12 protein-coding genes are annotated in these 12,068 nt (G+C 61.0%); 6 read left to right on the forward strand and 6 right to left on the reverse strand.

Going from position 1 to position 12,068, the window contains the following annotated elements:
* The first annotated feature begins 64 nt into the window (after positions 1 to 64).
* From phbB to BN1188_RS20400, 6 genes are all read left to right on the forward strand, one after another.
* On the forward strand, positions 65 to 808 hold the full coding sequence (gene phbB / locus BN1188_RS20375; protein ID WP_040263526.1) for an acetoacetyl-CoA reductase: 744 nt from the start codon (positions 65 to 67) through the stop codon (positions 806 to 808).
* Between the two features lie 67 nt (positions 809 to 875).
* Entirely contained in the window at positions 876 to 2,210 is a 1,335-nt protein-coding gene (locus BN1188_RS20380) for a CitMHS family transporter (protein ID WP_040263527.1), read from the forward strand.
* 124 nt (positions 2,211 to 2,334) lie between these two features.
* Positions 2,335 to 3,276, forward strand: a complete 942-nt coding sequence (locus BN1188_RS20385) for a GntR family transcriptional regulator (protein ID WP_040263528.1) — start codon at positions 2,335 to 2,337, stop codon at positions 3,274 to 3,276.
* A 143-nt stretch (positions 3,277 to 3,419) separates the two neighbouring features.
* Entirely contained in the window at positions 3,420 to 4,490 is a 1,071-nt protein-coding gene (locus BN1188_RS20390; protein WP_040263529.1) for an isocitrate/isopropylmalate dehydrogenase family protein, read from the forward strand.
* A 93-nt stretch (positions 4,491 to 4,583) separates the two neighbouring features.
* Entirely contained in the window at positions 4,584 to 5,855 is a 1,272-nt protein-coding gene (gene otnK, locus BN1188_RS20395) for a 3-oxo-tetronate kinase (protein ID WP_040263530.1), read from the forward strand.
* A gap of 42 nt (positions 5,856 to 5,897) precedes the next feature.
* Complete coding sequence (locus BN1188_RS20400) at positions 5,898 to 6,941, forward strand: AbrB family transcriptional regulator (RefSeq protein ID WP_084596308.1); 1,044 nt, start codon at positions 5,898 to 5,900, stop codon at positions 6,939 to 6,941.
* Between the two features lie 15 nt (positions 6,942 to 6,956).
* Here the strand turns inward: BN1188_RS20400 and BN1188_RS20405 are convergent, their stop codons facing one another.
* The 6 genes from BN1188_RS20405 to BN1188_RS20430 all read right to left on the reverse strand — a co-directional run bounded on the left by BN1188_RS20405 (position 6,957) and on the right by BN1188_RS20430 (position 11,855).
* The gene (locus BN1188_RS20405) at positions 6,957 to 7,718 is read right to left on the reverse strand and encodes an SDR family oxidoreductase (RefSeq protein ID WP_408633617.1); all 762 of its coding nucleotides are present in this window, start codon (positions 7,716 to 7,718) and stop codon (positions 6,957 to 6,959) included.
* Between the two features lie 71 nt (positions 7,719 to 7,789).
* Positions 7,790 to 8,083 (reverse strand): antibiotic biosynthesis monooxygenase family protein, encoded by a 294-nt coding sequence (locus BN1188_RS20410; RefSeq protein WP_040263532.1) that lies wholly within the window; start codon positions 8,081 to 8,083, stop codon positions 7,790 to 7,792.
* A gap of 36 nt (positions 8,084 to 8,119) precedes the next feature.
* Positions 8,120 to 8,305, reverse strand: a complete 186-nt coding sequence (locus BN1188_RS20415) for a tautomerase family protein (protein WP_040263533.1) — start codon at positions 8,303 to 8,305, stop codon at positions 8,120 to 8,122.
* Positions 8,306 to 8,347: 42 nt separating this feature from the next.
* Complete coding sequence (locus tag BN1188_RS20420) at positions 8,348 to 8,761, reverse strand: cupin domain-containing protein (RefSeq protein WP_040263534.1); 414 nt, start codon at positions 8,759 to 8,761, stop codon at positions 8,348 to 8,350.
* Between the two features lie 17 nt (positions 8,762 to 8,778).
* Positions 8,779 to 10,152 (reverse strand): NAD-dependent succinate-semialdehyde dehydrogenase, encoded by a 1,374-nt coding sequence (locus BN1188_RS20425; RefSeq protein WP_198293234.1) that lies wholly within the window; start codon positions 10,150 to 10,152, stop codon positions 8,779 to 8,781.
* Positions 10,153 to 10,394: 242 nt separating this feature from the next.
* Positions 10,395 to 11,855 carry an MBL fold metallo-hydrolase RNA specificity domain-containing protein gene (locus BN1188_RS20430; protein ID WP_040263538.1) on the reverse strand — a complete coding sequence of 487 codons (1,461 nt, stop codon included), beginning with the start codon at positions 11,853 to 11,855 and terminating at the stop codon, positions 10,395 to 10,397.
* Positions 11,856 to 12,068 lie beyond the last annotated feature (213 nt).

Consider the following 12,068-nt stretch of genomic DNA (forward strand, 5'->3'; position numbering starts at 1 on the left):
CTCACCGTACCGTGGAGCATCAGGGTGGCTCGAACTACAAGAAATCACAATCGGAGAGCAACAGATGAGCAAGCGCATTGCATTCGTTACGGCGGGCATGGGCGGACTGGGCACAGCGGTATGTCAACGCCTTGCCAGGGACGGCTTCACCGTGATCGCGGGATGTGGGCCGGACTCGCCTCTCAAGGAGGACTGGCTGAAGACGCAACAGCGTCTGGGCTTCGATTTCATCGCCGCCGAAGGCAACGTGGCGGACTGGGAGTCGACCAAAGCGGCTTTCACCAAGATCCGTGACGAGGTAGGGCCTGTGGATGTTCTCGTGAACAATGCCGGAACGGCCTGCAATGTGGTCTTTCGCGACATGCGCCCGGATGACTGGCAAACGGTCATCAACACCAATCTGAACTCTTTGTTCAACGTTACCAAGCAAGTGATTGACAGCATGACTTCCCGAGGCTGGGGGCGGATCATCAATATTTCCTCGGTCAATGCGCAACTGGGCCAGGTCGGCCAGGTCAACTACTCCACCGCCAAGTCGGCAATCCGCGGTTTTACCCGGGCTTTGGCCCGCGAACTGGCGTCTCGCGGCGTCACGGTCAATACCGTTTCGCCTGGTTACATCGCTACGCCCAGGCTCAAAGCGTTGACCCGCACGGAATTGATGGATCGTATCGTCCATGAGATCCCGGCCCGGCGGCTGGGTACGCCGGAAGAAATCGCTGCCATGTGCTCCTGGTTGGCATCTGATGAGTCGGCCTTCGCAACCGGAGCGGACTTCTCCATCAACGGTGGGCTGCACATGAGCTAATGCGCCTCCAGCGCTCTCCCCAGTGATAACCATAACAACAATTGTACTCTGGCATTAGGAGATACATATGCTCTCTGTTCTTGGCTACGGCATGATTATCACCTTCATGGTGCTAATCATGACCAAGCGCCTGCCACCCCTAGTGGCCCTGACTCTGGTCCCGATCATATTCGCCATTATTGGCGGTTTCGCCCCGGACATGGGCCCGATGATGGTCGAGGGGCTGAAAAAGGTCGCGCCCACGGCGATCATGGTGATGTTCGCCATTCTGTTTTTCGGGCTGATGTTCGATACCGGCCTGTTCGACCCCATCATTCGTGCATTCATCAAGATCATCAAAGGCGATCCGGCCAAGGCTGTGCTCTTCGCGGCCTTGTTGGCCGGCCTGGTGTCCCTGGATGGGGACGGCTCCACGACCTACATGATCACGGTCACCGCCATGCTGCCGCTGTTCCGCCGGCTGCGCCTCAACCCCCTGATCCTCCCCTGCGTGGTGATACTGGCGGCGAGCGTGACCAACCTGCTGCCATGGAGCGGGCCTATGGCACGGGTGGCCGCGGCGCTGCAGGTCGAGACCTCAGAGCTGTTCATCCCGCTCATCCCCTCGATGATCATCGGTTTCCTCGGTGTGTTGCTGCTGGCATACCTGCTGGGGCTGAAAGAACGCCAGCGTCTAGGGCTGCTGCGAGCACCAGGCAACCCCCTGCGCAGCACGAGCATGGACGAAGACATGGGCGACCTGCTTACACTGAGCGATGAGAACGCTGAGCTGCGTCGCCCGAAGCTGTTCTGGTTCAACGCGCTACTGACCCTGGCGCTGATGACATGCCTGGTGATCGAGCTGTTGCCGCTGCCCGTGTTGTTCATGGTCGCCTTCTGCATTGGCCTTACCATCAATTATCGACAGATGGATGAGCAGCGCCGACGCATTTCCGCGCACGCGCCCGCCGCGCTGACCCAGATATCCATCTTCATCGCCGCTGGTATCTTCGCCGGGATTCTTTCCGGTACCGGCATGGTCAAGGCAATGTCCAGCTCTCTACTGTGGGCGCTGCCAGACACATGGGGCAATTACCTGGCGCCGATCACTGCATTACTGAGCATTCCCGGCACTTTCTTCATGTCCAACGACGCCTTTTACTATGGCGTACTGCCTGTGCTGGCGCATGCCGCTGAAGCTTATGGCATTACCGCAGCTGAGATTGGCCGTGCGTCCCTGATCGGCCAGCCGGTGCATCTGCTGAGTCCGCTCGTAGCCTCGACCTACTTGCTGGTGGGCCTGGCTGGTGTCGAGTTCAGCGATCATCAGCGCTACACCATGAAGTGGGCATTCGCGCTGAGCTTCCTGATCATGGCAGCCGCGATGCTAATGGGGTTGTTCCCGCTCTATTCCTCGCTATAGGGGCCTTGACGCCGCCAGGACGCGACTTCGGTGAGCACGAGCATAGCCTGGGGATATGGTAGATTCATTGCCTCCCCTACGGCTGTGTAGGGCCGACCTACATGGGCAGCGCCAGAAGACTGACATGAAAAGAGACCTTGCCGAACACCTTGCGCCACGCATCATAGAACTGGCGCGTGCACGCTCGATGAAAGCGGGTGAGCCGCTTCGTGAAGAAGCTTTTGCCAAGGAGCTGGGGGTATCGCGCTCCCCGATCCGCCGGGGCTTCGCCCTGCTCGAACAACTCGGGCTTGCACGCAAGGAGCCCAATCGCGGCTTTTACCTGACCCGTAACGCGACCACTATCGAAGCCGCCGCGCTGCCGCCGGAAAGTGACCCCTACGAGGAGCTGTACCTACGAGTAGTGGATGACATGCTGCGCGGTGATATCAAGCACAGCTTCTTCGAAGCCGAGCTGCTGCGGCGCTATGAGATTCCGCGAGGGCAGTTGCTGAAGGTGCTCAACCGGTTGGCCAGCGAGGCCATGATCGAGCGCCGCGCAGGTCAGGGGTGGGAGCTCAAGGCATTTCTGCATGACAGCGATGCCCACATTCAGAGCTATCGGTTTCGCATGGCCATCGAACCCTTCGCGCTGCGTGAACCCGACTACACAGTGGACAAGCGCGCTTTCAGCGCTGCCCGGGCGCAGCAGCAACGCCTGCTCGACGGAGAAATCTTTACCCTCTCTCGGGCACAGTTGTTCGACATCAACTCAGCATTCCATGAGCTGCTGGTGCGCTGCTCCGGCAATGTCTTCCTGCTCGAAGCCATTCGGCGGCAGAACCAGCTTCGCCGCTTCATGGCGTACCGCTCGAACCTGGAGCGAACCAGGTTCATAGGCCAGACCCAGGAACACCTCCACCTTATCGACTTGATCGAGGACGGCAGCCGCGAGGAAGCGGCAGATTTCCTGCACCACCATCTGGACGTAGTGAGCCATCTGAAGGCCGAACAGGACCGACGGGCCGAAGCGGCTCAAGAAGAACGCGGAGCCGCCACGCCGCCAGTAGTGGCGCTGGGTCTTTAACTCGCCAACTCGAAAGCAGCATCCACTGCTTTCACTGTTGCATAAATTGTTTTTAGATGTAATAAGGTACAAAGAAACGCTAACCAGCTTGTTTCGATGTCAGGCACCGATCCTACTCAGACGCTTCAACAAGGAGAAAAACAATGCGCATTCTGGTTCTGCCCTGCGACGGTATCGGCCCGGAAATCATCCAGGCCTCCATGTCGGTGCTGGAAGTGGCCAACGAGAAATTCGGCCTGGACCTGTCTTTCGATTACGACGATGTCGGTTTCACCAGCCTGGAGAAATATGGCACCACGCTTCGCGAGGAAACTCTGGAAAAAGCCAAGACCTATGACGGGGTCATCCTGGGCACGCAGTCTCATGCAGACTATCCAGCGCCGGAGAAAGGGGGCCGCAACGTGTCGGCAGGCTTCCGTATCGGCCTTGACCTGTATGCCAACGTTCGCCCGGCTCGCACTCGTCCTTTCCTGGCCTCGAACATGAAAGAAGGCAAAAGCATGGATCTGGTAATCATGCGCGAGGCTACCGAGGGCTTTTACCCGGACCGCAACATGACTCGGGGCTGGGGCGAAGTGATGCCTTCTCCTGACATGGCGTTGTCGACCCGCAAGATCACCCGGCATTGCAGCGAGCGCATCGCGCGCCAGGCGTTCGAACTGGCCATGAAGCGCCGCCGCAAGGTAACCGCGATTCACAAGGCCAACAGCTTCCATATGACCGATGGGCTGTTCCTGGAATGCGTACGCAACGTGGCCAGGGAATTCCCGGAAGTGCAACTGGACGACCTGTTGGTAGACGCATCTACCGCGCACCTGGTACGCAACCCCGAGCGCTTCGACGTGCTCGTGGCCACCAACTTCTATGGCGATATCATCAGTGACCTGGCCAGCGAGCTGTCCGGCAGCCTGGGCCTGGCCGGCTCCATCATGGCCAGCAACATCCATTGCTGCGCCCAGGCCCAGCACGGTTCCGCACCGGACATCGCCGGCCAGGACAAGGCCAACCCGGTGTCGATGATGTTGTCCATCGCCATGATGCTGCACTGGATGGGCGAGCACCGTAGCAGCGGCAAGCTGCAGGAAGCCGCCGCTGCCATCGACAAAGCCGTGGACCTGGTCCTCGAAGACCCTGCCAAGCGTACTCCAGATCTGGGCGGCAGCCTGGGCTGCGCAGCCTTTGGCCAGGCCGTGGCTCAGGCGCTGCGGGGCTGATTCGCCAGCGCGCCTGCCCTTGACGCGCCCGCTCCCTTTGCCGGGGCCGGGCGCGCCGACAAGAAGCCCATAACAACAAGAAGGAGACAAGCTATGGCAAAGCCGCTGTTAGGCTGCATAGCAGATGACTTCACCGGTGGCACGGACCTGGCCAGTACCCTGGCAAGTCGTGGCATGCGCACCGTACAGGTACTGGGCGTGCCACATGGCCCCTTGCCTGACGACATCGATGCCGTGGTGGTGGCTTTGAAATCGCGCACCACCCCGGCCGAGTCGGCGGTGGCCGAGTCCCTGGAGGCTCTGGAGTACCTGCGCGGGTTGGGTTGTACGCAATTTTTCTTCAAGTATTGTTCGACCTTCGATTCCACCGCCCAGGGCAATATCGGTCCGGTGGCTGATGCCCTGGCCGATGCCCTGGACGCCGACCTCTGTATCGCCTGTCCCGCCTTCCCGGATAACGGACGCACCCTCTACCTGGGCAATCTGTTCGTAGGGGAGGTACCGCTCAACGAGTCGGGCATGCGCGATCATCCGCTGACGCCGATGACCGATGCCAACCTCAAGCGTGTCCTGCAAACGCAGACTGAACGTCAGGTCGAGCTGTTGAAATGGTCGACAGTACGCCAGGGCGCGGCTGCCATTGTCGCTGAAATGGAAGCCCTGAAGGTCGGCGGTGCGCGCTACGCCATTGCTGATGCCTTGACCAATGAGGACTTGATGAGCCTCGGCAAAGCCGTAGCCGATCATGTTTTGGTCACGGGAGGCTCAGGTGTCGCACAGGGTTTGCCGGCCAATTTCCGTCAGCGCGGCCTGCTGCCTGACATCGCCCAGGCCTCGGCCTTGCCCACCGTTTCAGGGGCGAGCGCGGTGCTGTCTGGAAGCTGCTCGACCGCGACTCGGGGTCAGGTGGCCCACTGGCTCGCAACGCGCCCCGGTTACAAGCTCGATGTTCTGGCCCTGGCTGCGGGGGAAGATCAGGTGAGCCAAGCCCTGGCCTGGGCAGAGCGTCATTTGGTGGAAGGGCCGGTTCTGGTCTACGGCAGTGCCGAGCCGGAGGAAGTTCGTCAAGCGCAGGAGCACCTGGGCGTGGAGCGGGCCGGGCAATTGATGGAAGCGGCCCTGGCCAAAGTGGCCATCGGGCTGAGCGAGCGTGGCGTAGGCAAGCTGGTGGTCGCCGGTGGCGAAACCTCGGGCGCGGTGGTGAAGGCGCTGGGTGTGGATACCCTGCGCATCGGCGCCACCATTGATCCGGGGGTGCCCTGGACGCTTGGCTCCGGGACCCGGGCACCCGTCGCCCTGGCATTGAAATCCGGCAACTTTGGTAGCACGGACTTCTTCATCAAAGCATTGAACACGGCGCCCTGATCCGGCGCTCTGTTCGCCATCGTTACGTTTCAAGGCTCAACCATGCCCAGCTTGGCTTTCCTGCGCGACAAAACCTGGTGGCCCACGCCCATCATCGGCGTATGCGGAGGCTGGCTGGCCAGCCTGGTGCACTGGCCACTGCCCTGGATCACTGGCGCCTTGATCGCTGTCACTCTGAGCCGCTGCAGCGGCTGGAAGATAGCGGCGATCCCCCATGGCCGGCCCGCTGGCCAATGGATCATTGCCACGGCGGTTGGGCTGCACCTGACCGCACAGGTGGTGCAGGAAATACTGACTCACCTGCCCCTGATGGCCATTGCCGCCGTGACCACCATCTTCCTGACCTTGATCGGTATCCTGCTGCTGCACCGTCTCGGCATGAACAGGGAAACCGCATTCTTTGCATTCATGCCCGCCAACTTCGCCGAGATGATCAACCTGGCCGAGCGCTACCAGGCCGATACCAGTCGCGTGGCAGCCGCGCACAGCTTGCGTCTGGTGCTGATCGTGCTGGTGGTGCCGCCTACCATGCTCTGGGGCATGAGTGCCGGAGCCACGGCTCCCCACCCACCCGCGCCACCGGATTGGTACTGGCTGGCGCCTCTGCTGGCTGGCGGGCTGGTTTGCGGCATGGCATGGAAGCGCGCCGGCTGGCCAAACCCCTGGATGTTCGGCCCGCTGATGCTCTGCGCCACGCTCACCGCAAGCCTCGACCTGGCTACCAGCCTGCCCGGCTGGTTGAGCCATCTGGCTCAAGTGTTGATCGGTTGTACGCTGGGTTGTCATTTCGACCGAGCGTTCTTCCGACGTGCGCCGACCTTTCTACTGCTCTCGACGGCCTATACGCTTACCTCCCTGGCTTGCACCTTTGCCGTGGCCCGGCTGCTGTCGTGGTGCTTCGCCCTGCCCTTCGCCACCTTGGCCTTGGGAATGACCCCAGGCAGCATGACCGAGATGTACCTGACCGCCGAAACCCTGGGCCTGGCGGTTGGAACGGTAACGGCGATGCAGATCCTGCGCCTGGTGGTAGTCATGGCCGTGGCCGAGCCTTTCTATCGGCGCTGGCGCAGGCGTGGCGGAGCATAAGCGAGTGGCCAGGCGTCAGCCGCGACCCACGAACGGCATCTGAGTGGCCATCAAGGTATGAAAGAGCACATTGGCATCCAAGGGCAGCCCAGCCATGTACACCACTGCCCTGCCTACCAGTTCGGCGTCGATGAGCGGCTCGACCGCTATCTCGCCATTGGCCTGAGGCACGCCCTTTGCCATCCGCGAAGCCAGGTCGCTCATGGCATTGCCGATGTCTATCTGCCCTACGGCGATGTTCAGCGCGCGGCCGTCCAGAGCCGCAGCCTTGGTCAAGCCAGTGACAGCATGCTTGGTGGCGGTATAGGCGATGGCATTGGGCCGAGGCGCGTGGGCGGCAAGAGAGCCGTTGTTGATGATGCGTCCGCCATGGGGTTGCTGTTCACTCATCAGCTTGAACGCCTGTTGCAGACAATAGAACATGCCGTTGAGGTTGGTCGCCACGACCGCCTGCCACTGTTCCGGGCTCCACTCCAGGAAATGACCGGGCGGGTTGCCACGGCCAGCGTTGTTGAACAGTAGATCCAATCGACCGAAGCGCTTGCGAATGACCTCGAACAATCGCACAACGGCGTCTGGGTCGCTCACATCGGTCGCTGCCGCAATGGCTTGCCCTCCGGGAAGCGCCTCGATCAACGCCACCACTTCCTCCAGCGGGCCCAGACGTCGCCCGGCCAGTACCAGCGCATAGCCTTCGGCGGCCAAGGCGCAGGCTACGGCCTTGCCAATGCCACTGCCAGCGCCTGTGACCAGTGCGATTCCTTTCATATCGGACACCTTTGTACGGGAAGGTTAAAGGTCAATGGGCGCTACAGTCTTGGAACCGCCGCCTGAGCCTGGGGGCAGAGTCAAGCCACTACCGAAAAATGCTCTACCTGCGGTGGACTGAGGAAGAATTCACCAACGATGGCCCGCCATTGCTCGAACGCCGGGGACTGGCGAAAATCCAGAGTATGGTTTTCCAGGGTTTCCCATCGGATTTGCAGCAGTACCCGGCCAGGTGATTCGATCCCGCGAATCACCTGATAGCCGAGAAAGCCCTTGGCGTTGGCGATCACCGTAGTGACGCCTCGCAAAATAGCGGCTTCGAATTCGGCGCTACGTTGCGGATCGATATGCAACTGCGCGACTTCTATGATCATAGGTATTTACCTTCTTCCAGGCCTGGAAAGCGAGGCCTAGCGCTCGCTGTAAAGCACGCCGCCCCGGGCCTTGTTGTTCGGGTCCGACTCGACGATCTGCACCACTACCTTGTCCCGGGGTACGTCGAAGCTTTCGATCACCGCGTCGGTGATCTTCTGCATGAGCATTTTCTTCTGTTCATGGGTACGGCCTTGAACGGCATAGACTACGACTTCAGGCATGGGCGTAACTCCGTGGATATAGCGGGTTTGGGTTCAGTCGGTTCAGCTGGCGTGCTCGGCGGCGATCGGGCGGGTTTCGCCGGTTTCCACCAAGGTACGGTTGGCGTCTACCGAACCATACACCCAAAGGATCTTCATGGATTGGGTTTCAGAGGCATTGCGAAAACGATGGGGCACCCCGGCAGGGATGAAGGTGACGTCCTGTGGCTTGACCTCGAAGGATTCGCCGTCTATGTCGAACCAGGCATGGCCTTCGATAAGCATTACGGTCTCTTCGCAGTTGTGATAGTGGAACGGGATTTTCGCCCCGCCCTGAAATTCAGTGAAGCCCGTGATGAAGCCCACAGCGCCCAAGCCCTTGGTGACCAGCGGCGTGGTGGCTGCGCCACCGCCCCGGTCGTGCTTGGCGATCGCTTCAGGCTTGAGTAGCCATGCGTTGGATGGCGTATTGATCATGAGTGGTCTTCTTGTAATTAATGGTTGGGGCCTTGCCAGACCGTCTTGATATTGGTGAATTCCCGTATACCGAAGTCACCAAGCTCGCGCCCATAGCCTGATTGTTTGATGCCACCGAACGGCACCCGGGCATCGGAGGCCACCAGGGCATTGATGAATACGGCGCCGGCCTGGATCTGCCTTGCCAAGGCGCTGGCCCGCTCCAGGTCGCTGGTCCAGAGCGCGGCGCCCAGGCCGAATTCCGTGGCGTTGGCGATCTCGATGGCTTGCCGGGCATCCTCGACACGGATTACCGCGGCTGCCGGGCCGAAGGTTTCTTCGGTGGCCGCGGCCATTGCAGGGGTTACATGATCGAGCACCGTCGGAGGGTAGAAAAAGCCCGGGCCCGGAAGCGGCTGCCCGCCGGTGAGCAGTTTGGCGCCAGCCTCGATGCTACGGGTGACCTGAGCATGAATGTCTGCGCGCAGGCTGGCTCGTGCCAGCGGCCCCATCTGGGTGTCTGGTGCCTCAGGGTCGCCGACCTTGAGCGTCTCGACCCTTCTGACAAAGGCTTCGACGAAGCGGTCTGCGACGCTCTGTTCTATGATGAAGCGTTTGGAAGAAATGCAGCTTTGCCCCGTATTGGAGAAGCGCGCCTTGACGGCGGCTGCAGCCGCCGCCTCGATATCGGCGTCTGCCAGCACGATGAAAGGGTCTGACCCGCCCAACTCAAGCACCTGCTTTTTCATCAGCGCGCCTGCCTGGGCTGCCACCAGCTTGCCCACCGCCGTGGAACCGGTAAGGGTAACCGCGGCAATGCGCTCATCAGCCAGCAAGGCCGCCACCTGGGACGCGTCTATCAGCACGGTGCCAATCAGCCCGTCCGGCAGCCCGGCTTCGACGAATAGCTGTTCGAGCGCCAGAGCGCAGCCCGGGACGTTATTGGCATGCTTGAGAATGGCGTCGTTGCCCGCTGCAAGGGCTGGCGCGGCGAAACGGATGAACTGCCAGAATGGATAGTTCCACGGCATCACCGCCAGGACCACGCCCAAGGGGTCGAACACTACTCGGCTATCCGCCGCGCTGGTACTCACCGGAAGGTCTGCCAGGAAGACGGGGGCCTGACTGGCATAGAACTCACAAGTCGCCGCGCATTTTTCGATTTCGCTTTCCGCCTCGGTGATGGGCTTACCCATCTCCCGGGTGATCAGCAAGGCATACGCCGCTCGCTTTTGGCGAAGCACGTCCGCGATACGCCGCAAAGCACCGCACCGCTGCTCGATATCGACCTGCGCCCAGGCCAGTTGCGCGGTAGCCGCCTGGGCAAGCCTGTTCTCGATCTCGGCACAGCTATGCAGTTCGTAACGCTGCAACGGTCGCTCAGTAGCGGGATTGGTGGAAACAAGCGTCATCGGGGGCTCCATTGTTCATTGTTATACCGGAGTGAGTACGGGCTTGATGCTGCATGAAAGGCCCTACACGCGCATTTAGTACTTTATTGCGACGATATACCATTCTGGACGATAGCGGGGCAACAAATTGTCAGGACATCCCTGTCCATCCAGGAATGTCCCAGCGTCAGTCACGGTTTTTATACCTCGACCCTTAAGGGCGTTTATGTATGAGAGATGCTCGGGAACCTGAATTTGAAAGTTCAGGGTATGCTGATGCGACCTTCCTTCCCCGCTTCCCGGTAACGGCTTTCCAGCACCTCTGCCAGGCACTGCTTGGCCTGGTCTTCGCCGTGTATGAGGCGGATTTCCTTTGGCCACTGCTTCATACGGGTGACGAAACCGACGAGGTCGGCCTGGTCCGCGTGCGCCGAGTAGCCGCCCACGCTGTCGATACCAGCACGGATGTCGATGCGCTCCCCTTCCAGCATCACGAAGCCGCCTTCGGGACCGTGGGTCTGGATGTCGCGCCCAGGGGTGCCCTGGCCCTGGTAACCGACGAAGACCACATTGTGCCTCGGGTCGCCCAGCATGGCCTTGAGGTAGTTGACGATGCGCCCGCCCGAGCACATGCCATTGCCGGCGATCACGATAGCCGGACGTGCGGTTTCGGTCAGATGCTGCACGATGCGTGTATGGTCCTCATGGCTGTCCACGGTGATCAGCTGCTTGAAAGACAACGGCTTGCGCCCCTCTTCCAGGCGGTGCTGGGCATCTTCATCCCAGTAACCCTGCAACGCCTTGTAGGTTTTTGTGAAGCGGCTGGCCAAGGGCGAGTCGAGAATGATAGGCACCTTGGGCCAGTCGATGTCCGGGGCGCCCCTGTTGCCGCCCTTCGCATCCTCGTTCTCACCTGTCGGGGCGGCGGCCTCGGTTTCGTCGTGAAGAATTTCTTCCAGCTCGTAGAGCAACTCCTGGGTCCGCCCGATGCTGAAGGACGGAATCAATACAGTCCCCTGGTCGGCCAGGGCCCGTTCGATGGCGACCTGCAGGCGCTCTCGCCGGTGGGCACGATCTTCGTGGCGGCGATCGCCGTAGGTGCTCTCCAACAGCAGCAGGTCGGCCCGCTCCGGCGGTACCAGATCCGGCAGGATGGGTGAATGAGGCGCTCCCAGATCGCCGCTGAACACGATCCGCTGGCTATGCTCTTCATTCCCGGGCTCACCCAGGTCAAGCTCCACATAGGCCGAACCAAGCACATGCCCGGCAGGCTGCAGCCGCAGCTTGCAGAGCGCCGTATCGGTTTCATGCACGGTGAACCAGTTGCCGTAGGGCAACGGAAAGATTCGCTGCTCCACCACTTTCAGGTAGCGTTCCAGCTGTTCCTGGTCACGGCTGATGGACAGGCGGAAGGCATCTTCTAGCACGATAGGCAACAACTGAGCCGAGGGCTCGCTGCACAGGATAGGCCCCTCGAACCCGGCCGCCAGGAGGTTGGGGATGCGCCCCACATGGTCTATATGCACATGCGTGACCACCAGGGCCTTGATTCCTTCGATGGGAAAGTCCAAGCCCAGCGGGTCCTCGCCAGCCAGGCCTTCATCGACGCCCTGGAACTGGCCGCAGTCGATGAGCAGGCTGAAGGTATCATCCAGCCACACCTGGTGGCACGACCCGGTGACGCCCTCGGCGGCGCCATGGTGGATCAGTTTTACAGAATTCATTGAGGGTCCTTGGCAAATGGGCGGTTACGCCGGATGGCCCGGATACGGGCGACAACCCAGCGCCTGCAGCGTCCCGATTTGGGCAACGAAGCCGCGGCCTTAGTTTCCCTGCTCGACAGCCAGCTCATTGGTCCTTTTCACCAGCTTCGCTGGTTCCCACCGCGGTAAAGCCAGCGGCAGATCCGCTATAGTGCCGCCCTACACGCGTTCCGG

The organism is Pseudomonas massiliensis, assembly GCF_000826105.1.
Classification (GTDB): Bacteria; Pseudomonadota; Gammaproteobacteria; order Pseudomonadales; family Pseudomonadaceae; genus Aquipseudomonas; species Aquipseudomonas massiliensis.

What these genes read in the sequence shown, in the direction of transcription:
- otnK (WP_040263530.1), top strand. Translation starts at nt 4,584, where the DNA reads ATGGCAAAGCCGCTGTTAGGCTGCATAGCAGATGACTTCACCGGTGGC.
- BN1188_RS20390 (WP_040263529.1), top strand. Translation starts at nt 3,420, where the DNA reads ATGCGCATTCTGGTTCTGCCCTGCGACGGTATCGGCCCGGAAATCATC.
- BN1188_RS20410 (WP_040263532.1), bottom strand. Translation starts at nt 8,083, where the DNA reads ATGATCATAGAAGTCGCGCAGTTGCATATCGATCCGCAACGTAGCGCC.
- BN1188_RS20400 (WP_084596308.1), top strand. Translation starts at nt 5,898, where the DNA reads ATGCCCAGCTTGGCTTTCCTGCGCGACAAAACCTGGTGGCCCACGCCC.
- phbB (WP_040263526.1), top strand. Translation starts at nt 65, where the DNA reads ATGAGCAAGCGCATTGCATTCGTTACGGCGGGCATGGGCGGACTGGGC.
- BN1188_RS20385 (WP_040263528.1), top strand. Translation starts at nt 2,335, where the DNA reads ATGAAAAGAGACCTTGCCGAACACCTTGCGCCACGCATCATAGAACTG.
- BN1188_RS20425 (WP_198293234.1), bottom strand. Translation starts at nt 10,152, where the DNA reads ATGACGCTTGTTTCCACCAATCCCGCTACTGAGCGACCGTTGCAGCGT.
- BN1188_RS20380 (WP_040263527.1), top strand. Translation starts at nt 876, where the DNA reads ATGCTCTCTGTTCTTGGCTACGGCATGATTATCACCTTCATGGTGCTA.
- BN1188_RS20415 (WP_040263533.1), bottom strand. Translation starts at nt 8,305, where the DNA reads ATGCCTGAAGTCGTAGTCTATGCCGTTCAAGGCCGTACCCATGAACAG.
- BN1188_RS20430 (WP_040263538.1), bottom strand. Translation starts at nt 11,855, where the DNA reads ATGAATTCTGTAAAACTGATCCACCATGGCGCCGCCGAGGGCGTCACC.
- BN1188_RS20420 (WP_040263534.1), bottom strand. Translation starts at nt 8,761, where the DNA reads ATGATCAATACGCCATCCAACGCATGGCTACTCAAGCCTGAAGCGATC.